A 22,678-nucleotide genomic window follows, 5' to 3' on the forward strand; every position below is an offset into this window, starting at 1 on the left:
CCTCGCTCGACAGGAGAGATGGCCGAGCGGCTTAAGGCGCACGCTTGGAAAGCGTGTGTACGTTAATAGCGTACCGTGGGTTCGAATCCCACTCTCTCCGCCAGTGATACCCCCACCATTAGTGATCGTTATTGACCAAGGGCGGCCAAATCTGCCCTTTTCCTCCATCTGGTTTGTGTCTGTTAACAAAAAAGAACAAATAGCAAACAAAGCACGGATGGGGGTATCATTGCTGACAAACATCACCGTGCGTAGGCAAGGCCGCATCAGAAGAATCGGCGTATGTTATAGAAAGGTGACCAAGCCGATCCTCATAGAGGCCGGGGAATGCCGACGGTCCGGACGAACAGTTCCATCTACACCTTCTGTTTGGCGAAGGCATGCTCGACACGCGAACGGATCCTGCCTCTCTTCAATTATCGCTTTGTACCTAGAATAGAAGATCTGGATTTACACAGGCGAACTTAGACAGGACTTAACCAGAGAGACGAACCAAAGGTGCCACAAACACGAAGCGGTATGGCTTCGTGTTCGAACGCTGTATGGAAGTTTTCCGGCATATGACGTCATTAAAGCGTGGCATCGAATACGGTATTTGCAGCCGTTTCATCTGTGCTTTTCATGCAGTATGCTGCGAACATCGCGATCACAACGAAGCATCCCATCGGAACGATATATGCAAGCTGCATGTTTCCGCCGGTAGCGTCTGAGATATAGCCTTGCAGAAGCGGAAGGATACCGCCGCCGCTGATGCTCATTACCAGAATGGATCCGCCGTAAGCACGGTCATGACCAAGTTCATCAACGGTAAGGCCGTAAATGGTAGGCCAGCAGGGGCCAAGCAGTCCGCTGACGAGGATGGCCGCATAGACAGCCGTAAAGTCGTGCACCATCACTGCGTACCCCAGTGCGAGAATGCAGAGCAAGCTATAGACGAGCAGAACTCTTGCAGGCCGTGCATGTCGCATGAAGAAGTTGGCGACCAGCTTGCCAGCAAAAAACGCACAGAATGACAGGATCAGATATACGGAGGCCTGTCGTTCGTTGATGTGTCCCAGCCTCATGGAGAGACGAATCATGAAGCTCCAGACGCCCACCTGTGCGCCGACATACAGGAACTGCGTCAGGATACCGAGGACGAAGCGTTTGTTGGAGAACAGGCGCTTGAGGGCACCGGTCGTATCAAGGGCGTGCTTCTTGTGCTGATCCCGCCCCTTGCAGGCCGGATAATGCGTGATGCCAATGCCGATCATGACGACCAGCAGCACTCCGAGAATATAAACATATGGCTCGAGAGTGGCGTGGATCATGCCGAGTTGATGCTGCCACGCCTGAGCCGCTGGCATGGCGGAGAGCTGTTCACGCGAAAGATCGCCATCCCTGAAAATCAGGTAAGCTCCCATGCTGGATCCCAGAATGGCGCCGATTGGCTGGAAAGCACTGGCAAAGTTCAGACGCTGGGTACCGCGTCCCGGAGAGCCGAGCAGGGTGCAATAGGTATCGGCCGCAGTTTCAATGAAGACCAGCCCGGCCGCCACGACGAACAGCGCTACGAAGAAGATCTGATACGTCGCGAAATGGGCAGCGGGAAAGAACAGGCAGCAGCCGATGAGATAAAGCAGCAAGCCCAGCTGGATCGACCATTTGTAGCTGAAGCGTTTGATGATCATGCCGGCTGGAATGCCCAGCACGAAATAGCTGATATAGAACGAGAACTGTACGAGCGCGGACTGAAAGTCCGACAGCATGAAGGCTTTGCGGAACTGCCCGATCAACACATCATTGAGGCTCATTGCGCAGCCCCATAATGAAAACAGACAGCAGAGCAGCCCGAAAGCGAGCAATGGTGTGCGGTTCAGGTAAAAGCCATCCGGAAGCTGGACGACGGGATCGGACTTGGCCACGGATTGCCTCGTAGAATTTGTTGACCGCTAAAGATGAAAACTGGCGCCTCGGCGTGAGGTCATCATTCCATCATTATGTTCGTTATATTTATCTCGAATATCACATATAAAATGTTTTGTAAGAGGTGATTTGTGTGTTTTTTCTGCTCTGACTTCTTGGGGAGATCACGTTGTATGGAGATCCAGGATCGCGGGGATGCATCGGTAGCCATCTTTTCTGAGGTTGGAGCAGGATGTCCCCCGAGTTTTAGAAGGTTCGCCCTTTCTGCTTGGCACATCCCACAGTCCACCCCACCTATATGGACAAACTGGTGACAGGATGTTGCACATGATTCCACTTTCAATTCTCGATCTCGCGTTCATCACCGAAGGCAGTTCGGCGACCGAGGCGCTTCATCGAAGTGCGGATCTTGCGCAGCATGCGGAAAGTCTGGGCTTCAAGCGTTTCTGGCTGGCTGAACATCACTCAATGGCGGGCATTGCCTCCGCTGCGACTGCGGTAGTAATCGGCTATGTCGCAGGCGCTACGAAAACCATCCGGGTGGGTGCAGGCGGGATCATGCTGCCAAACCATGCCCCGCTTGCTGTTGCCGAGGCGTTCGGCACGCTGGAAAGCCTTTATCCGGGCCGGATCGATCTCGGGCTGGGACGGGCGCCCGGTTCCGATCAGGCCACAATGCGCGCGCTGCGTCGTGATCCGGCCTCTGCTGACCGCTTCCCACAGGACGTGTTCGAACTGCTGCGTTACTTTGAAAAGCCGGAACAGGGTCAGGCAGTCTTTGCCGTTCCGGGCGCGGGGCTGACTATACCGGTCTGGCTGCTGGGGTCGTCTCTCTTCTCCGCTCATCTGGCCGCCATCATGGGACTGCCATTCGCATTCGCCAGCCATTTCGCTCCTGATCTGATGGAAGAGGCTCTGACGCTGTACCGTGAGCGGTTTGAGCCTTCGGAGCGACTACAGTCACCTTATGCCATGCTGAGCATCAACGCAGTGATCGGGGAGACGCAGACCGAAGCGCAGCAGGCGGCAACATCTCTACAGCAGCATTTCGTTGCTTTACGTCAGGGACGTCCGTCGACTTTTCCTGCACCTCGATCAGTGTCCTGGAATAGTCAGGAACAGCGTCTCCTTGACAGCACACTACGTTATACCTTCGTAGGAACCGCAGAAGACGTCACAAAAAACATTTCCGCTTTCGCAGAGCGGTACAGGCCTGATGAACTCCTGATCGGTGCGCCGTTATATTCTCAGAAGGCAAGGCGAAAGACCCTCAGTGGCATCGCGCACCATTTGATGGAAAAATAATCCTATATCTGAGCACACGCGGTGGCACTGAGAGACATAGCGTAGGCTAAGACCGTGCAGCAGTTCTATGCCGCCATGGGCCACATTCCCTATGGCAGCCTAACTGCTACAAGCCGGTCTTCGACGCTCCCGGGTCAATTTATCCAGCCATTTTTTCCGTTATTGCACGTGCGGCACCTGCCCTCTGCGGACTTTAATCGGGTATGTGTCGCCTCTGGCAACAATAAGTATTTTTCCTATCTATCCACACCATCTAGTTGACAATGATTCTCATTATCGAAATAGAAAGGGGTAAATTTAGTTTTAATGAAGGCGCTCCATGAGTTTCTCCCGGCTTATCTGCGGTACGGCGTCCTGCCTCGCCCTGAGCGCACAGATCGCATCCGCAACCCCCTCTGACTCGCAGGACAAACGCACCGGGAAAACCACGGGGTCTGCGAAACCGGCAGCGACGGGTGCGCCTGCCGAAATCATCACCGTTACCGCAACGGGCCTGTCGCAGGCCGGAGCCTCGACCAAAACCCGCACACCCATCATCGAATCCCCTCAGACAATCTCGATCGTCAGCCGCGACGAAATCGAACTGCGCTCCTCCCCCACTATCGCCGACGCACTCGCCTACACCGCAGGCGTCCAAGCCGAACCGCAAGGCATCGACAACCGGGTTGACGAAGTGTCTGTCCGTGGTTTTGGGGCGGGCGGTTTTTCATCGAACAACAATTTCGTGGACGGCTTGCGCCTGCCCGCCGGGGGCCAGTGGACGCGCACATCGTTCGATCCGTTCGCCCTCCAGCAGATCGATGTCCTGAAAGGCCCCTCCGGAGCGTTATACGGTCAGACAGCACCGGGCGGCGTGGTCAATCTGGTGACGAAACGTCCGACGGAAAAAAGCGAAGGGGAGTTCTTCCTCCAGAGCAGCGGATATACAGATCTGGAAAACTGGCAGGGACAGGCTTCCGGCGATGTGTCGGGAAAACTGACCCATAGCGGCAGTCTCACGGGCCGGATGGTCGCTCTGGCGAAATATGGCGGCACACAGGTCAATGATGTCACGGCAGGCCGCTATTACGTCTCGCCCAGCCTGACATGGAAATTCGCCCCCCATTCGACATGGACACTACTTGCGCAATACCAGCGCGATGTCGGCGGCTCGACATTCCAGTTCCTGCCCGCAACAGGCACGCTTTACGCCTCCAAAGGCCGTTACATCGCCAATGATGCCAATATCGGCGAACCCGACTGGAACACATTCGACCGCAATCAGGCACTATTCGGATCGTTTCTGGAACATCGCTTCAACCGTTTCCTGACGGTACGGAACAACGTCCGCTATACCTATCTCGACACGCTCTACCGCTCCACGGTCCTCTCGGGCGATACGCTTGCGAAATGCACCAGTACCGTTGCGGGATGCGTAGCAGGAGAGACGGTCAACCGCCGTGCCGTGGAAGGCCGGGGACGGTCGCAGGGCGTCGCCATGGACACACAGCTCGAAGGCCATGTCCGCACCGGCCCCGTACGTCACCTCTTCCTCGCGGGGACGGACTACTTCTATACGGACTGGAACCATGACCGCGACCTCGTCAGCGCGACACTGGTCAAGCCGCTTCTTAACATTTTCGATCCCGTCAGCCGCGGCAGCGCGGGCTACGAAAACAACCTGTCCCCGCAGGTCTATACGTCCACGGTCAGCCGCCAGAACGGAATCTATTTTCAGGACCAGCTCAAATTCGAGCGCCTGCGCGTTACGATCGGCGGCCGTCAGGACTGGGCCAATGACAACACCTACAATATCCTGACCCGCAAACGGTACATCACCCCCTCGCAAGCCTTCACCTGGCGCGCGGGCGGAGTCTATCTGTTCGATAACGGACTGGCACCTTATTTCAGCTATGCCCAGTCCTTCCAGCCGACCGTCTCTGATCCGTCCACGGCCAAGAACGGCCTGCCCTTCAAGCCGACCACTGGCGACCAGTACGAAGCCGGCATCCGCTACCAGTACGGCAAGAGCATCTATGTCACGTTCGGCGGTTATCAGATCACCCAGAAAAACATGACGACCCCCGACCCCGACGGCGAAACCTGCGGCACCGCGACCTGCCTGATCCAGACAGGCAAAGGTCGCGTCCGCGGCCTCGAACTCGAAGGGCGCGCCACCCTTCCATGGGACATGGCCGTGATCTTCACCGGAACGCGCAGCGACGCCCGCATCCGGCAGTCCAACACGGCAGGACAGATCGGCAACTACCTGCCGCAGGCCCCGAAATGGATGGCCTCGCTCTTCATCGACCAGCGCATCCGCTACGGCGCTCTCCGCGGTCTGGGGGTCGGCGGCGGCGTGCGCTACACCGGCACAAGCTACGGCGACACGGCCAACAAACTGGCCATCCCCGACTACACGCTGTTCGACACCTTCCTCCGCTACGATGTCGGTGATGCCCATCCCGCCTATAAGGGCCTGATGCTCTCGCTCAACATGCGCAACGTCGCCAACAAGCGCTTCGTCGCAACCTGTACGGCGGTGGCCGCCTGCTATTACGGACAGGGCAGAAATCTCACCGCCCGGCTGGAATACCGCTGGTGAGTCCGCCCCTGTCCTACGCTCTCGCAACCCTGTTCATCGCAGGGGGCGGAGCACTGCTCTATGCATGTTCCGCCAACCAGAAACTCCTGAACCACCCCCTGCAAGGCAACATTCCGGTTCTGCTCGGGGTCGGGTTTCTGCCTGCCGGAACGGCCATCCTGACAACCACAACGAGCTTCTGTACCGCCTGCCTGATGGGCATGACCCTGCTCATGATCGTCTGGTGCCTGCTGCCACTGGGCGCATCTCTTCTCGCTGGCAGATCCCGGCCATGACGAAGCTGCCCCAAACCCTCGACAACCGGCACTGGGTCGCGAAAGTCTCCGCCGCCATCCTTGCGGGCGGCGGAATGACGTTCGCCATCATGGCCGACCTCGGACGACTCATCGGCGCCAATGGCGCCCCCAGAAGCCTCTCCGCTCAGGCCCTGATGTGGCTGACGGCCGTTCTATGGGTGCTGGTTCTGGGAACCTGCTTCCTGTTCCCCACCGGCCGTAGGGCCTGGGGGGTGCTGGGCGGGGGGTGCGTTGCCCTTTGGTGCATCTTCTTGCTCCTGAGAGCATTATCCTGATGAAAATCCGTTCCGATATCCTGCGCGTCTACCGCGAAGTCCATAGCTGGGTCGGGATCTGTGCCGGACTGCTTCTGTTCGTGGCGTTCTTCGCCGGTGCGATCAGCATGTTCGAACAGCCCCTCCAGAACCTGACCTCACCCCAACTCGACATGCCGCCCCCGGTGCCTTTGTCCAAGACACCAGACCTGCTCGAAAAAATCTTTAGCGCCTATCCGCAGGCGCGGCAGACCTACACAATCCTGCTAGCCCCGGACCGCAGCATTCCTGGCCGCGTGGCATGGCCTGTACACCCGCCCCACGGCCACGACGCAGGGCCGATGTTCGTCGCAACGCTGGCCCCAGACGGCGCGCTGGTCGTCCGTCAGCAGGCCATCACCCCGGTCGCGCATTTCATCGACATGCTGCATCAGGAACTGGGCATCCCCCTGCCCCATGCAATCAGCCGACCGTTCATGGGCATCATCGCGCTGCTCTATGGCATAGCCCTGATCTCAGGCGTGCTGCTGTTCCTGCCCACACTGGCCCGCAACCTGTTCGCCTTCCGCTTCCGCGAGGGGCCCCGCAAACTCTGGCTGGACCTGCACAATCTGCTGGGCTTCTTTTCGCTGCCCTTTCACATCGTCATGGCCCTGACCTCGGTGGTCTTCGCGTTCCATGACCCCATTTTCGCAGTGCAAAGCCGGGTTTTCGCCACATCCCATGCCTCCCCGCATCTTCCGACGCATACAAGGCCTCATCCCATCACTGCGGACCAACACCCCGACGTACCGCTCCTCACCCCGACCGAACTCGTGACGTCTCTCGGAACACAGGCCCGGGGCTTCGTCCCCACCACACTGGCCTATAGTCAGGGCCATGGTGGCACAATGCTACGTGTCAGCGGGCAGGACAGCCGCTACAGCATGCGCGGCCCAACGGCAGGCTTCGCCACGGTCGATCCCCGCAGCGGCAAAATCCTGTCTGCGGATTATCTCCCCGGCCATCAAAAAACCGGCTTTGCCATCCTGACGGTTTTCTTCGCCCTGCATTTTGGCAGTTTCGGCGGCAACGCAATCCGCTGGGGCTATGTCGTTCTGGGTCTTGCAGGGGCCGGCATGTTCTATACCGGCAACCGGCTCTGGATCGACGCCCGCCGCCGCCGCGAAAAGGCAGCAGGCCTCTCCCGGGACAGCCTCCCTACCAACATTCTGGCTCGACTGACTCCCGGCTGGACCGCAGGCTGCATCAGCGGAACTGCCATCGTCCTTCTGCTGGGGCTCACCAAACCCGATATCATGACCGGAAACGTCGTAGCTTCTGTTTATTATGCCGTCTTCCTAGGATGTATCGCCGTTTTTCTTTTCCGACCGAAAAAAACACAAAAATCATGAAAACGTTGAAAATCGCTTATGTTTTACGATGCTCGGCAACAGTCAGAGCAGTTACCCGACACAGCAACAGGACCTATGCACTATAAAAAGAACGGGGTTTTCTTTTACTGTTTTGAATGATAATAATTATCATTATCTATAAAACCCGAATCAGCAGCCTTGTGCGGATCGGACAGGAAAGACCGTGTCGTGCCGGCAGATGAAAGCAAGTGCGTCCTAGATGTCTATCTCAGTTACAGGCACCGGTCCGTAGATCTTGCTGCGTCCATTGTTGGATGCAGGGCGCAGGCCGAAGATCTTGTTCACGACGCTTTTGTCAAAATTGCGCTGACCCACCGACCGGAGCTGGAGATCCGACATCCCTTGGCTTACTTCCTTCAGGTTGTTCGCCGTCTTGCCATCGATACCATGCGCCAACGCAATATCCGCAAAACTTCCGACATTGCGGATCAGGGGCTGGAAATCCTCCTTGCCGATCCTCTGACACCAGAACTCCATACTTCAGGACGAGAAGAACTGGATGCTGTGGAACAGGCTCTGGCTGCCCTGCCCGCGCGCACACGGCGCGCTTTTGAGATGAAGCGATTTGAAGGCCTCAAACTGAGGGAAATCGCGATAGCACTCGATATTTCCGTTGTACGTGCTTCCCAACTTATCAACGATGCTCTTCTTGCATGCCAGAATGTTCTTGATTCTGCCGATCCCCGCACCTGAATGACTGACATCAATATGCGCTCCCCATGCTCGATAACTTCCATTCGAGCTACGAGGAGAGCCGACGAACCATGAAACAGATTCCGGATATCCCTCTTTCTGAGCAAATCAGATCAGAAGCCAACCTCTGGGCGATTGTTCTGACGGACGACCCAGATAATGACCTCCTGAAACAGGATTTTGCCGCCTGGTATGCGGCCTCCCCCCTTCACGCCCAAGCCTGGCGCGAAACACTCCACACCTGGAGCCTGACGGGACAGACCACACCAGCTTTTGCTCACGTTTCCCTGCCCGCAAAAAGCCGGAAACCGCTCAAAAAAATCCACCGCAGCAGAGTGCTGGCCAAAAGCCTGCCCATCGCCCTTGCCGCTGCGGCCTGCGCAGGACTCTGGCTCGGGTTCCCTGCAATCCAGACCGCGGCCATGGCCGATCATAGGACAGCAGTCGGCCAGAACAGCCGGATCGTTCTATCCGATGGCAGCGTCGTCACACTGGGAGGCCACTCTGCAATTGTCGTTCATTACAGCGCTGAACGACGGAATGTCACACTCCTTGCCGGAGAAGCCTTATTCGATGTCCGACATGATCCTCGTCGCCCTTTTCAGGTAAAGGCCGGCATCCTGCAGGCCCGCGACATCGGTACGCGCTTTGATATCCGAATGGATTCTACACAAATTCGGGTTGACGTTCAGGACGGACGTGTTGGAGTTTCCCGGCAAATGGAGCCAAGCCTTCCAGAGACACGACTGGGTCCGGGAGATGAACTGGCGCTTGATCTGCAAACCGGCAAAATCTCCTGTACAATAGTCGATCCCGATCGTATCGGGGCATGGCGGGACGGAACACTGGTTGTTGAAAATGATACCAGCGATCATGTGATCGCCACCCTGAGACGCTATTATCCAGGCTTCATTCTTACACCGTTCCCAGAACGAAAACTGCATCGGATTGGAGGGCTTTATAATCTCCACGATATCCCTTCCGCCCTGCGCGCTGTTCTGATGCCAGCAGGGGGAACCGTACACAGGCTCGGAACCCACTTTATGATTGTCGTGCCCACTTCGGCACATGATTTGCTGAATTAATTCCGGCCGTCCTCTTAAAAATTCTTACCGTAATCCGTCCTTATTGTAAATGCGATGCATTCTTAACAAGGACGCCACACTCTTGAAACCGACGAAGCCCTGTGAAAATCCGCTCACTGAACGGAGTTTCGAAAAATCTTCATCTCTCTCCATCCGATCTATCCTGATATTTGCGGGCGTGACTGGAACACTGGGAGTATCAACCGCAACACTCGCCGCCCCGCTTCAGCTTTTCCAGTCTCAGTCATACACGATCCCGGCGATGCCTCTGGATAAGGCTCTGGAAGTTCTGGGTAAAAAAGCGGGGCTTCAGATCACATACGATCCTGCTCTGACTTTCGGAAAAATGTCACAGCCCGTTACGGAGGCAGTGGACGCATCTGCTGCCCTGCAGCAGCTTCTCTCTGCAAGTGGATTAAATTACCGGCGCCCCCAGCAAGACACCATCGTCATCCAAAAGGCTTCTGCTGTTTCCGCCATCAGACTCGGACCCGTCAGGGTTGGCGGCCGTGTTTCCAGGAATTCTGATCCCCAGTCAGCATATGGACCGGGCGTTGGGCTGGTCGCAACCCGAAGCGCATCAGCGACCCGAACCGACACTGCCATGATCGAAACTCCAAAATCGATCTATGTCGTCACCCGAAAACAGATGGATGATCTTCAGCCACAGAGTATTGCCGAAGCCCTGCGCTACACACCTGGCGTCGTTACCTCTCCGGGGAACGTTCTCTCAAGTTCCCCTTCAAGCGATACATTCCAGCCCGTGCATCAGCGCGGATTTGAATCCTATACCTTCGTAGATGGCCTCCTGAACGGTACTTCCGTTACAGATCCGTTTTTCCTCGATCGGATCGAAGCCCTGAGCGGACCGTCTTCAGTCATGTATGGCCAGTCCACACCCGGGGGTCTTATCAATATGACCCTGAAACGCCCGACGACCACGGCCCGCCATGAGGTTAATGTCGGGTTCGGCAATTATGGCCGCTATGAAGGACAACTCGATTTCGGTGGCCCGCTTAACAAAAAACGCAACGTCCTCTACCGAGTTGTCGCCCTCGGCAATACACAGGGCTCGCAGGTCGATTACCAGCACTACAAGCGCGTTGCCATTCAGGGTGACCTGGAATGGAAAATCGATGACAGAACCAGCATCACTCTGATTGGACAGTTCGCTTATTCTCCTCAGACCATTTCTGGTGCTTATGTTCCTGCTTATGGAAGTGCCCTCAGCAGTCCTCTAGGACATATTCCTGTTAACCGATATTATGGCGACCCATCTTTTGATCGCAATTGGGACAGAGAATATCTGGGAGAAGTTCTCCTACATCACGATTTTTCCCAAAATATGCAATTCAACAGTACTGTCCGGTACGATGGTCAGGCAGACAGTCACTGCAATCTTCAGCTGGATACTGTTGATCTCGCAAATAAAACGATCAGTCGCTATGCAACCTGTAACAACAATAATAATGGACGCTCCGTCCAGATGACCAGCAACCTGAGCTACAAAATTTCCACGGGCCAGGTAAGGCACAACCTGCTTGTCGGTGTGGACTACCGGACACAGGCTGAAGACGGGAGAAGTAAATTTTCCTTCGGGAATGTTCCATCCATCAGCATCACGGACCCGAAATACAATCAATACACAATGAGCGACTATATTTCAGCAACACAGGGAAAATTCACACATTATCATTATCAGTATTCCCAATATGCCATATATTTTCAGGACCAGATCAAATGGCGCAAATTCTACCTCACGCTGGCTGGGCGGCAGGACTGGAATTCTTATGGAGCAAGACATATATTTAATCGCCCATTCACATGGAATGCTGGCATTAACTATGTTTCAAGTATCGGCCTGGCACCATATTTCAACTATTCGACATCCTTCATGCCGCAGACAGGATCTATCTATAACCATCAGGTTCTCAGGCAGGCCGATCCGCTTAACGGGCATCAATGGGAAGCTGGCCTGAAATACCAGATCCCTCATATACAGACATTTTTCACTGCGGCTTATTATGACGTAAAAGAAAATAATGTTCTGGTCAGCGATCCTGATTTTCCGAATTACGATCTTGAAATCGGACAGGTCCGTTCACGCGGTGTCGAGCTTACTGCAAATGCCAATCTGGCCGAAGGGCTGGATCTGACAGCCAGTTATAGTTATTCGCGACCAGTCAACTCAAAAACAGACCTGACAGCTGATACGATCGGGGGTGAGACAGTATCACTGCTCCACAGGACGCTTGTTTATCAACCGAAACATACTGCATCAGCCTTCATCGACTATCGCTTTCCGACATCTCTTGCACCGGGGCTGTCGATAAATTTCGGTGTGCGCTATATTGGTTCTGCGTGGGGCGACGAAGCCAACTCCTTCCGCAATCCAGCCTATGTCTTATTCGATAGCGGTCTGAATTATAATTTCGCCCAGACATTCCCATCGCTTAAAGGGTTGCATGTCCGGCTGAGTATGACAAATTCCACAAACAAAACCTATACATCATGCGGTGGTTTAGATACCTGCCAGTACGGTGAACAGCGCCGAATTTTCGGGCTCATAGGATATCGTTGGTAGTCCATCGCCCTCGCCCCTGCTGGCCTTGAAACTATCGCCCGCCGCCTCTCTGAGTGGCGGGCTTTCAAACACTACAGAGTTACCAACGATATCCGATCTGCCCCGTTACCCGGCGAAGCTGCCCCCATGAACAGGATTTGCTCGACGAACATTCCACTACATATTGTTTGTTGAAACCATTGACGAGACTTGCCCGCATATTAAGTCCTTTGAGACGCCTGCTTAACGTCCCAAAATCGTAACTCACGCCCCCATCAAACACCGTGTAGGCGGGAACATGAAAGGAATTGGCTTCGTCCCCCATGGAAAAGCCGACATATCTCATGCCCGCATTCAACGATAAGCCATCGAAAATGCCGTTCAGGGATTTTTTTTGGAATTTATAATCGACAAAGAGATTAACGGTATTGCGGGGAAGTTCGGTGGGGGCCTTACCCTGCAGCGAAACCGTTTTTCCGTTGATGTCCGTTGAAGTCAGTGTCGTACGGCTGTTATATATAGACATATATGTATAATTAGCGTTCAGATTCAGCCCTTGTGTAATATTGACGTTTGCTGAAAGTTCAACGCCCCTCGCCCGGACCTGTCCGATTTCAAGAGAAAAGTTCTGATGATCTGGATCACTTTCCAGAACATTGTTTTCCCGCAGATCATACGCAGCCGCAGTGAACAGCATTTTCGTGTTGGTTGGCTGATATTTCAAACCTACCTCCCACTGCTTGCCTTCAAGGGGATCAGCAATTCCCTTTCCATAGACGTTGGACGTTTGTGGGAAGAATGAAGTTGCATAAGAGAAATAGGGAGAAAGCCCGAAATCTGTCTTGTACGAAACACCGACATGCCACGTAAAAGCCTTCTTGAACGTACTATAATAATCGTCCCAGTCCTGACGGCCACCAATCATGACATTGAGGCCTTTCCATTTCATCTGGTCCTGAAAATAGACACCTATCTGGGATAGGGAGTCGTTCTCGGTATCCCATTTGTTGCCAGTCTGTTTTATAAAATCGCTGTAGTTATATTGATAATATTTCGGACTCAGCAGGTTTAGTGTTGGAACGGTGGAAAAATCGAACGCGTACGTTCCTGAGTCGGGCTGATCCCTGTAATCAACGCCAACCAGAAGAGTATGATGAACCGGACCCGTATCATAATCACCCTGAAGATGTGAATCGAGTAAAGCGGCCCATCCTTTAAAGTGATCAACGAGCGCATAACGCTTCATGTCGGACGTACCAGCAACCAGTCCATTACTGAAGAGTTGGGCGAAGTAACTGTCGTCATACTCGTACCGAAAATTCTGGCTGAACTGCAAATGACGGTTGAACTTATGCGAGAAAATATATTCGAACAGATGGCTCTTGTCATAAGACCTGTCGAACCCCGGATCGCCAGTATCAATCGTTGGGCTGTATCGTCCATATTTCTGGGGAAAAAGAGACCCGATTGCTGGTCCGCCGGCGGCATATCTCAGTGAAGGTGTATAATTATACTGCCCAATCAGTGTGAGTTTCGTATTTTTATCGATATTCCAGGTCAAAGCTGGCTGAACGACCATTCTCTGATATTTAACGTACTGAACCTGATCGCCCTGTGTATTTCCGACAGCGACGATACGATAAAGGAGTTGGCCGTCTTTTGTCAGTGGGCCGCTGGTATCAAACTGACCTTCATAGCGTCCATAACTACCGAAACCCACATTGAACTGATGTTGTGCCTGTTCGGTTGGTCGTTTGAGGTCTTCATTGATGATCCCGCCCGGCGCTGCCTGACCGTACATCACTGACGCAGGACCGCTCATGGCTTCCACCCGATCAAGCATGAACGGCTCCACGGTAGAAGGCGACACGCCCGTCATCAAACCGTCCACGAATGTATCACTTTGAAATCCGCGCTGATAAATATCGTGCGAATTGATCGACGGTATTCCGCTCCCTCCCATCGGGTCTGTAATTCCGGGCATGTAACGTAGAACTTCGGCCACATTGAGCGGCTGAAGATCATCCATCTGTTGTCGTCCAATCACGTAAACGGACTGAGGAATGTCGACGATGGGCGTGTCGGTTTTAGTGGCCGCAGTCGAGTGACTTACAAAAAATCCCTCGCCCGGACCATAAGCTGCCTGAGGATTGGACATCCGGGCAGCAGTCCCTCCAACCCGGACGGGGCCCAGTGTGATCGAAGCCGACCGAGTCGCAGGAATGATCTGTACGGCGGAAGATCCTGCTGGCCGCCAGGACAGACCACTTCCCAACAGGAGATGTCCCAGCGCTTCATCCGGCGTAAAACTGCCATGCAGACCGTTTGTGCGATGCTCTGACAGCGCAGGGGCCTGTGACGTGATCTGAAGATGGGATTGCGCACTGAAAGCAACCAGCGCATCTGACAGGGAGCCTGCTGAAATATCGAAACGTGATTTTGATTGCCCTGCTTCAACCTGCGCCAGAGCCGTTCCGCACACAGCCGCACTCAGGGCAGTTGTGCCACCAAGTATAAGAACCGATGCAACAAGGGGGGTCTTTAAAAATCCTGATGGACACATGGACGCAGCATTTCCTGTCTCTGCGGCTTTTTGATAATGCAAGTCATTTGCATCTTTTGCCTATGACAGTGAGATGTTTGACGTCTTCCGTTTTTCGAAAAAAAACATCCATCAGAAACTATTTTCTTATAAGGTATTGATTTAAATAAATATTATTTTTTTCGATATAAAAAGCCCATAGGACTCAATGCCCCGTCACGACTGCAAGCCACGGAGAAAAAGAGGCTATCTCTCCACCGTAAGGCCTCACGATGAGCGCAAGCGACTCCTCTGGATGATGGAGATCGTATGATCCTGTCACGCGCTTCTCCATCAGACTTCCATGCATCACCATAATGCGTGCATGTATCCAGGGCTGAAGGGCTTCCACCATCTCACCTATGGTATTGTCCTGGGCAACAAGCGTCCCTGTGCGCCACAGCGCGATTGTGTCTGGACCTTGGTTGCCCGTTGCAGCGCGCGCTCGGCTTATCTCAGCCCAGTTTCCAGCACGAAGATCCTTTTCAAAAGGAACCCCGCTCCGCGCTGAAACATGGACTTCCCCTTCTTTTACAACGACTTCCGTCTTTGACCCGTCCGTCCGCGCATCAAATTCCGTTCCAATATCCGTCGTTGTAACAGGACCTGCATTGACCAAAAACGGTCGGGCTTCATCATGTCTGACAATGAAATAGGCCTCGCCCCGCAGAAGCTCAATCTGACGTGTTCGCGGCGTGACATGCACCGTAAGCGCTGTGCGCGGAGCGAGGACGATCCTGCTGCCGTCTGCCAAGCGGATGTCGCGCGTCATGCCGGGCGGCGCGTAATAGTCTGCCCGAAGCCGAAGCATCAGATCAGGCACGAGCAGAACGGTCGCCAGACAGGCTGCGGCAAGCATGCCCATTGCAGCAACATAGCCACCATACCGGACACCGCGCTGCCTTTTCCGTCGTTGCATGACAGGAACGGATTTCATGATTCGCGCTGTAGCGTTTATATCCTGCCAGGATTGGCGATGCTGTGGGTCCTGTGCCAGCCACGCCTCAAAAGCACTTCTCAGTTCCGGATCATCACTGTCTTCGCGCAGTGCAATATACCAGCCAGATGCTGCCTTATCAGCGTTGTGAGTGTTATCCATGAGCCATTCTGGTCCCATCGCACAACAGTTTCTCAGGCGCAGCCTTCCACAGCCATGACGGAGACAAAAACGCACGCACTGAGAGATCATACCGGAAGGATGCGCGAGGCCGCGTCTTTTTCATGAAAAGCGTAGTGCACACCGCGGCTTACTGCCCTTCCCTGCGGATTTTATTACAGATTGCCATACCTTCAGCAATCAGAGCATGCACCAGAGGGACGGAAACTCCCAGAACCTTGGCAACCTCGCGCAGTTTCATACCCTCAAAATGATACATGCGGATCGCCTGAGCCTGACGGTCCGGCATCGCATCGATGGCGTCCATGATCCTGACGACGATTTCCCGTGTGGCTACGGTTTCTTCTGGAGACACCGTATTGTCAACAATACCGGCAACAGTCATGTCAAAATCAGCCGTACTGACACGTTCAATCCCGGCACGACGCAGACGGCCCAGCAGGAGATTGCGAATAATAGTCCGCAGATAGCTGACCGGGGACAACACACTGCCACTCGGCTGCCGCGAAAAGAGCAGCCACGCATCATGGACGATATCTTCAGCCAGCACGCCGTCTCCTGAGAGACGTCTGGCATACGCCAGCAGCCCCGCGCGATGGGTTTCATACAGATCCACAGGCAGTGATTCAGACTTCAAGAGACAGCTTCCCGATGCCAGACCGACAGACGGCAGTTGAGAACGACTTGCAATTCTGATGACACACAGATCTTCATTTCGCAAGATGTCTGGCTACAGCGCCCCTCCCGTCCGCATTCACGACTGTCTGGGGAAGCGCGATATCACGTCCACGTTATTTTTTATGCTGAGTTGTGAAAAAATGCCTTGCCCGAACGTCTGAAAGAACAGGGGAACATCACAGCCCGGTCGGGCTCGAAATTGCAGACCCTCTATCGGATAAGACGAGAAGGTTCAGATGACACAGAGGTGGCTCTTTTCATGGAATGAAGATGCGAATGAGTATCATTGTATAGTATGCATCAGAGTTCTGGATACGGTCAGCCAGTCATGACTACCCGGACCCTTCGCCGCTGGTTTCTGGTGCATAAATGGACAAGTCTGATCTGTACCCTGTTCCTTCTGATCGTTTGTGTGACCGGGCTGCCGCTTCTGTTTTCCGAACAGATCTGGGACACTTTTGTCGGAGACGACGATCCTCCTTACGAAACACTCCCTCCCGGAACGTCCAATGCCAGTCTGGATACGATCGTGGCAAAGGCACACAGCCTGTTCCCGGGCCAGATTGTCACGGACATTGCTCCCGATGATGATGAACCCGCCGTTCTGGTGTCCATGGCGCCAAGCTGGCAGGCCTTGAAAGACGACGAAAAATACCCGGACCGGAATTCCGGACATTGGATCAAATTCGATGCCCGAACCACCAGAGTCCTAAAGCAGTCACGACCTGCAGATGCCCCACCGCCACCCCGGACCTGGACCGGCGTCATCATGGGGACGTGCAGCCGGTTGCATGTCAGCCTGTTCGCCTATCTGCCGGGACGCCTGTTTCTGGGACTGATGGGCGGCATCTTCGTTGCGTCGCTTGTGTCAGGGACCATTCTGTATGGCCGATTCATGAAGCGCCTTCCGTTCGGGACCGTCCGACGGGATCGTGCGCGGCGCCTCACCTGGCTGGATCTGCACAATCTGCTGGGAGTAGCGACACTTGTCTGGGCAAGCGTTGTCGGATTTACGGGACTGATCAACGAACTCCAGACACCCCTGTTCGGCCTGTGGCGCGTGACGGATGTCCGACAGATTCTCAAACCCTATGCCAATCTTGCAGTCCCTGCTCAGAACCATCTCTCTTCCGTACAGGCCGCTTTTGAAACTGCGGCGAAAGCGGCTCCGGGGAATGTGGTCACTGAACTGTCTTTTCCGGGCTCTTCCTTCGGCAGCCCGGTTCACTACGTTCTTTGGACACATGGGGCTACGCCACTACGCGCACGTCTCTTCACGCCGGTGCTGGTTGACGCCCGAACCGGGGAACTGACCGGCGCATACCCTATGCCCTGGTATCTCCGCTTTCTGGAAATTTCCCGTCCTCTGCATTTCGGCGATTATGGCGGGATGCCGCTGCGCATTCTCTGGGCGCTTCTTGATCTCGTGGTGATCGGCGTTCTGGTCAGCGGGCTTGTTCTGTGGGCTGCAAAACGCAGGGTCAGCGCAGATACGCGCCTGCGAACTCTTGGCTACGAATTCGACGACAATACAGGTCTCATCGTTTCTCACGATGCAGGGGATGCGGCGCGATGAAGGCTAAAGCCGTTTCTTCCTCCATGTCCTCAACTGCCATCTGGACATGGCCGGCATCGCTTGGAGCTCTCACGCTGTCCGGCCTTATGTCGGCGCTGCTGGGCCAGCACGGCGTCTGGCTCGCCGTTTCATGGATCAGCCTGTCCATGCCTCTGGTCGTCATAACTGTCTGCCTGAGGCGTGCCTGGGGCAGACCGTCTTCAAAAGGAGGTCCCCTGTGACCGATCTCACTTCGATGTCCTTTTCCCCTTGGGACATGTTTCTCAACGCTGGTCCTGTCGTGCGGTGCGTGATGGGTCTGCTGGCGTTTGCCAGCCTACTGACATGGACCGTTTTCATCGCCAAAACGGTTGAATTTTTCCGTATGCGCCAAAGGCTGCGGAAGGCGGAAAATGCTCTGGCTGAAGCGGACACGCTGGATCTGGGAGAGGAATGGACACGGGACAACAGATCCATCGCTCATGTCCTGGTTCTTGCGGCTGAAACCGAGCGCCAGCGTTCACACGATATCCTTGATGATCGCGATGGCCTGAAAGAACGGATCGTCCTGCATCTCGAACGGCTGGAAGCGGCTGAAGGCCGGCATCTCATGCGCGGAACCGGGCTTCTGGCAACCATTGGAGCTACGGCACCGTTCGTCGGGCTCTTCGGCACCGTCTGGGGTATCATGACCTCGTTTACAGGCATTGCCGCCAGCAAGGCCACCAGTCTCGCCGTCGTCGCTCCGGGCATCGCCGAAGCCCTTCTGGCGACAGCGCTGGGTCTGGTTGCGGCCATTCCGGCTGTCGTCATCTACAATCATCTGGCCCGGCAGTCCGCTGCCTGCCGGGCGCAGGTCGCAGACCTGACGTCCCTTGTCATGCGGCTGGTCTCACGTGATCTAAGCCGGATTCAGCCGTCTGGCGGGAGTGGACAGGTGGTCCGTTTTGACGTCTCGCGGGAGGCGCGCTCCCTTGCTGCGGAGTAAACCGTATGATCCGCATCCGCCACGCTGACGAAAGCCCGCACGAAGCCAGTGAAATCAACGTCACGCCGTTCATAGATGTGGTGCTGGTGCTCCTCGTGATTTTCATGGTGACCGCCCCCCTGACCACCGTGAATGTGCCGGTAGACCTGCCGTCCTCCAGCGAAAAACCCACACCTCGACCTGAGGACCCCGTATTCCTGACGATCAAGGCGGATCACACTCTGGCTCTGGGAGAAGACACTCTGGAAACCAGCGGACTGGGCCCGGCGATGGAACGGGCGACAAAAGGAAATCACGACGAACGCATCTTCCTGCGGGCAGACAAGACGGTTGATTACGGGACGCTGATGGGAGTGATGAACAGACTTCGTTCGGCCGGCTACCTCAAGGTGGCGCTCGTCAACCTGCAAGGACAGGAAGAAGGGGGCGAAACAGCGTCAAACCCGGCTGCCCTTCCTGGAGGTACACCGTGATCGGGATGACCGGGCGGCCGCGGGAACTAGACAACCGCGCGGAGGATCTTTTCTCTTTCAGCAGATGGCAACGAGACCAGTTCCGACTGAAACATCGCGAAGACGCGCTCCGCTGGGGGCTGTCCTTTCTGGCTGTTCTTGCGATCAGTAGCGGCACTCTGTGGTACGTCATGCGGCTGCCGCCGCCGGTTATGGCCGTTCCCGCGCCGCCCCCTGCCGCCATTGCCATCGACATGGTTCCTGAACCGGTATCAATCCCGACACCGCCTACGGATGTTCCACCCGGTCCACAGCAGACACAGTCCATCCCCGATCCGGCACCCGTAGATCCACCAAAGATTACCGCGCCCCCATCCCCCGCGCCCCACCCGCCTGTTCCTGTGCCCAAGCCGGAAAGACCCCGCAGGATCGTGAAGAAACATCTCCCGGTTGCCCTGCACCGGAAGCCGATCCCGGACAAGATACCGCCAGCGGATCAGACAACCGCGCCGCCTTCCTCTGAGGCCCCCCCCGCCCCGTCACAGGCCACACCTGCACCGGGAGCGTCCTCGTCCCGTGCCTCACACGATCCTGTCACATGGCAGGGGGCGCTGCTGGCGCAACTCGAGAAATTCAAACGCTATCCCGCCGACGCCATGGCTGATCACGAAGAAGGCGCCCCGACGGTCACTTTCTCGATGGACCGCAAAGGGCATGTTCTCTCAGTAACGCTCGCCAGCAGTTCGGGTCATCCGCTTCTGGATCAGGAAGCTGTAGCCCTTCCCAAGCGCGCGCAGCCCTTGCCGCCACCGCCTGATACAGTCGAGGGTGATCCCATCACCCTGACCGTTCCCGTCGAATTCTATATTCATTCCGACCATAGCTGAAGTTCATGCCCCGTGAGAGACCAGCTCTGAATTCGATGAAGTGCCATTTTCCCAGGCACCAGAGAAAGTATGAGCGTGATATAAAACTTACCAGCTGTATCCTATACTGGCCTGAGCATTCCGGCGTTCACCATAGTAGCAGTATTGCCCATCAGCGCCGTAGGCGAAGCAGTTCGCAATATAGTTTTTATCAAACAGGTTTCTCACACTTGCAGACACTTTCCAGCCGTGCAGGGAGTGAGACAGGTTTTTCAGATCATAAGCCACGGATGCGTCGAAAAGAGCATATTGCGGAAGCCAAACACTCCCATAGGTCGCTTCGCCGCCATAAGCCTTGTTCGAATACCGCATACCCCCGCCAAAGCCGAAGCCCTTGAGCAGGCCGGAGGGCATCGTATAGAAAGCAAACAGGGAGGCATTCCCCTTGCCGGACTGGATCAGTGGCTTGCCGGTAGAATCATCCTTGACCTTCTGGAAGCTGACGGCCGCTGTAACCATCAGGTTACGGAATGGCTGGGCATGTGCTTCAAATTCGAAACCGTCCGAATGAACAAGCCCGCTTTGCAGGCTGTATCCGGTATTGGCAACGGAGACGAGCACGTTGCTCTGCTCGATATGAAAACCCGCCGCAGTCAAAAGGACGGACGTGCCGGGGATCTGGTATTTCAGGCCGCCTTCAAGCTGCTTTCCGATGGATGGATGAGCCTGACGCAGTGTTGCCCCGCCGTCATTCGACACCGTACCGGACTGTGGCTGAAAGGATGTCGAGTAGCTGATATAAGGTGAAAGACCAAAATCGAAATGATACAGACCAGACGCACGCCAGGTGATCTGGCTTGCACTCTGCCGGGTATTCGACTGCTCGAAATATTCGACCTGTCTTGACCGGTACCAGTCATTACGGAGACTGCCCGTCAGGATCAGACGTTTCCAGCGGATCTCGTCCTGACCATAAACGCCCGCCTGATGGGACTTTGTAACATAGTGCAGATAGGGCGTCAGATCCGGAATAATCATATGATAGTCCGGGTGCAGTACGTCCAGATCAGGTGCATCGCCAGAGGCTTCCGTATCGTTCGCCTTCTGCTGCATGTAGTCAAAGCCGAACATCAGCGTATGACGTAACGGCCCTGTACGGACTTTCCCCTTGAACTGACTGTCAAAGGCCAGATTATAGGTATGTTCCTGCGTCCCATAGGCTGAACGCGACAGCATCTGGCCGCTGATACCGTCATCACTATCGTAATATCCGTTGTTATAAACACTGCGATAGATCGTTCTGATGTCATCATACCGACCGCGCGTGCTGAAGCTCCAGTCATCGTTGAAGCGATGATTCAGAATGTAAGTAATGGCGCCCTGACGACGATTGAATTTTTCTGCTGATACATCGCCATCATAGAAATTGCGCGGCAGATACCCGTAGGAGGCCCGTTTGAGAGAGCCGATCAGTGGAACGCCACCATAAGAGCCGTTCTCCGGGTCATATTGGTAGTTCCCAAGCAAAGTCAGGGTCGTCGGGCCATCGCCACCGAACGTAAAGGATGGACTGATGCTGAAACGCCGGCTGCCGGTCCTGCTCAACTGTGTGTGCTGTCCGTTGACCGTCCCGTAAACGCGATAACGGACCATCCCGTCATTCGTCGCAAAACCACCCACATCCGCATCAACACGATAAAGATCGAACATCCCGCCCGTCGCATTTACGCCGCCATAGAACCGCTGATCCGTCGGGAGTTTGCTGGACATGGCCGTCAGGCCACCGGGGCTCGACTGGCCGTAAAGTGCGGAGGCCGGTCCTTTGAGAAGCTCGACGCGATCCAGCCGGAACGTATCGGTCTGGGCTACCGCAAAACCTGTCGGACTGTCCTGAAATTTCAAGCCATCCAGGAAGGTTGGAACGGTAAATCCGCGAAGATCAAAAAGATCATAGCGCGTCCCTTCCCCACCGCGTGTATCCGCAGTCACACCCGCAGCATAGCGGACGGCCTGATTGAGGTTCAGCACACCACGCGCATCCATCTCGTCACGGGTGATGACCGTCACGGACTGGGCGGTCTCGACAAGCGGTGTGTTCGATTTGGTGGCCGATGAAGCGACGGTCGATGCGAGATGAGCGCGAACCTTGATCTGCTCGACATCCTTTGCGCGTGTTTCCGCGGTTTTTGGAGAAGTCTGCGCAGCTACGGCTGCTCCTGAACGCCGACCTGGATCAGGATTTTTTTCCTGATCGGCTGCGAAAGCCGTATCATTCAGGACGATCAAAAAAAGGCCCGTGTAGATGATCCTGTTACGCTGCATACCCCACCCATGTGTCGTC

The 22,678-nt window shown here is 55.2% G+C and carries 17 protein-coding genes and 1 tRNA gene; 13 read left to right on the forward strand and 5 right to left on the reverse strand.

Annotated elements, in window-relative coordinates; all coding sequences use genetic code 11:
• Positions 1–12 precede the first annotated feature (12 nt).
• A tRNA-Ser gene (locus tag JK176_RS09500) sits at positions 13–103 on the forward strand.
• A 466-nt stretch (positions 104–569) separates the two neighbouring features.
• On the opposite strand, the gene fucP is transcribed toward JK176_RS09500, so the two are convergent.
• On the reverse strand, positions 570–1,904 hold the full coding sequence (gene fucP / locus JK176_RS09505) for an L-fucose:H+ symporter permease (protein WP_211587590.1): 1,335 nt from the start codon (positions 1,902–1,904) through the stop codon (positions 570–572).
• A 328-nt stretch (positions 1,905–2,232) separates the two neighbouring features.
• Here fucP and JK176_RS09510 point away from each other — a divergent pair, with 328 nt between their 5' ends.
• The 8 genes from JK176_RS09510 to JK176_RS09545 all read left to right on the forward strand — a co-directional run bounded on the left by JK176_RS09510 (position 2,233) and on the right by JK176_RS09545 (position 12,121).
• The gene (locus JK176_RS09510; protein WP_211587591.1) at positions 2,233–3,210 is read left to right on the forward strand and encodes an LLM class flavin-dependent oxidoreductase; all 978 of its coding nucleotides are present in this window, start codon (positions 2,233–2,235) and stop codon (positions 3,208–3,210) included.
• Positions 3,211–3,529: 319 nt separating this feature from the next.
• On the forward strand, positions 3,530–5,794 hold the full coding sequence (locus JK176_RS09515; RefSeq protein WP_211587592.1) for a TonB-dependent siderophore receptor: 2,265 nt from the start codon (positions 3,530–3,532) through the stop codon (positions 5,792–5,794).
• Positions 5,791–6,069: a hypothetical protein gene (locus JK176_RS09520; RefSeq protein ID WP_211587593.1), complete on the forward strand. Its 279-nt coding sequence runs from the start codon at positions 5,791–5,793 to the stop codon at positions 6,067–6,069. The genes JK176_RS09515 and JK176_RS09520 overlap by 4 nt, the downstream gene beginning before the upstream one ends.
• The gene (locus JK176_RS09525) at positions 6,066–6,365 is read left to right on the forward strand and encodes a hypothetical protein (RefSeq protein WP_211587594.1); all 300 of its coding nucleotides are present in this window, start codon (positions 6,066–6,068) and stop codon (positions 6,363–6,365) included. Before JK176_RS09520 ends, JK176_RS09525 begins: the two co-directional genes overlap by 4 nt.
• Positions 6,365–7,738 carry a PepSY domain-containing protein gene (locus tag JK176_RS09530; RefSeq protein WP_211587595.1) on the forward strand — a complete coding sequence of 458 codons (1,374 nt, stop codon included), beginning with the start codon at positions 6,365–6,367 and terminating at the stop codon, positions 7,736–7,738. Before JK176_RS09525 ends, JK176_RS09530 begins: the two co-directional genes overlap by 1 nt.
• 189 nt (positions 7,739–7,927) lie before the next feature.
• Positions 7,928–8,452, forward strand: coding sequence for a sigma-70 family RNA polymerase sigma factor (locus JK176_RS09535; protein WP_211587596.1), 525 nt, complete (start codon positions 7,928–7,930; stop codon positions 8,450–8,452).
• Positions 8,453–8,523: 71 nt separating this feature from the next.
• The gene (locus JK176_RS09540) at positions 8,524–9,537 is read left to right on the forward strand and encodes a FecR domain-containing protein (RefSeq protein ID WP_211587597.1); all 1,014 of its coding nucleotides are present in this window, start codon (positions 8,524–8,526) and stop codon (positions 9,535–9,537) included.
• An 82-nt stretch (positions 9,538–9,619) separates the two neighbouring features.
• The gene (locus JK176_RS09545; RefSeq protein ID WP_249194395.1) at positions 9,620–12,121 is read left to right on the forward strand and encodes a TonB-dependent siderophore receptor; all 2,502 of its coding nucleotides are present in this window, start codon (positions 9,620–9,622) and stop codon (positions 12,119–12,121) included.
• Positions 12,122–12,200: 79 nt separating this feature from the next.
• Here the strand turns inward: JK176_RS09545 and JK176_RS09550 are convergent, their stop codons facing one another.
• The 3 genes from JK176_RS09550 to JK176_RS09560 form a co-directional block, all read right to left on the reverse strand.
• Positions 12,201–14,705 (reverse strand): TonB-dependent siderophore receptor, encoded by a 2,505-nt coding sequence (locus JK176_RS09550; RefSeq protein WP_211587599.1) that lies wholly within the window; start codon positions 14,703–14,705, stop codon positions 12,201–12,203.
• Positions 14,706–14,847: 142 nt separating this feature from the next.
• Complete coding sequence (locus JK176_RS09555; protein WP_211587600.1) at positions 14,848–15,780, reverse strand: FecR domain-containing protein; 933 nt, start codon at positions 15,778–15,780, stop codon at positions 14,848–14,850.
• Positions 15,781–15,928: 148 nt separating this feature from the next.
• On the reverse strand, positions 15,929–16,435 hold the full coding sequence (locus JK176_RS09560) for an RNA polymerase sigma factor (RefSeq protein ID WP_228125648.1): 507 nt from the start codon (positions 16,433–16,435) through the stop codon (positions 15,929–15,931).
• Between the two features lie 369 nt (positions 16,436–16,804).
• On the opposite strand from JK176_RS09560, the gene JK176_RS09565 reads away from it, so the two are divergent.
• From JK176_RS09565 to JK176_RS09580, 4 genes are all read left to right on the forward strand, one after another.
• Positions 16,805–18,052, forward strand: coding sequence for a PepSY domain-containing protein (locus tag JK176_RS09565; protein ID WP_211587601.1), 1,248 nt, complete (start codon positions 16,805–16,807; stop codon positions 18,050–18,052).
• Between the two features lie 217 nt (positions 18,053–18,269).
• Entirely contained in the window at positions 18,270–19,019 is a 750-nt protein-coding gene (exbB, locus tag JK176_RS09570; RefSeq protein ID WP_349291922.1) for a tonB-system energizer ExbB, read from the forward strand.
• A 5-nt stretch (positions 19,020–19,024) separates the two neighbouring features.
• The gene (gene exbD, locus JK176_RS09575) at positions 19,025–19,492 is read left to right on the forward strand and encodes a TonB system transport protein ExbD (RefSeq protein ID WP_211587602.1); all 468 of its coding nucleotides are present in this window, start codon (positions 19,025–19,027) and stop codon (positions 19,490–19,492) included.
• Positions 19,493–19,497: 5 nt separating this feature from the next.
• Positions 19,498–20,358 (forward strand): energy transducer TonB, encoded by an 861-nt coding sequence (locus JK176_RS09580; RefSeq protein WP_211587631.1) that lies wholly within the window; start codon positions 19,498–19,500, stop codon positions 20,356–20,358.
• A gap of 87 nt (positions 20,359–20,445) precedes the next feature.
• Here JK176_RS09580 and JK176_RS09585 read toward each other — a convergent pair whose 3' ends face one another.
• Positions 20,446–22,659: a TonB-dependent siderophore receptor gene (locus JK176_RS09585; protein WP_211587632.1), complete on the reverse strand. Its 2,214-nt coding sequence runs from the start codon at positions 22,657–22,659 to the stop codon at positions 20,446–20,448.
• Positions 22,660–22,678 lie beyond the last annotated feature (19 nt).

The organism is Gluconobacter sp. Dm-73 (assembly GCF_018256215.1).
Taxonomy (GTDB): domain Bacteria; phylum Pseudomonadota; class Alphaproteobacteria; order Acetobacterales; family Acetobacteraceae; genus Gluconobacter; species Gluconobacter cadivus.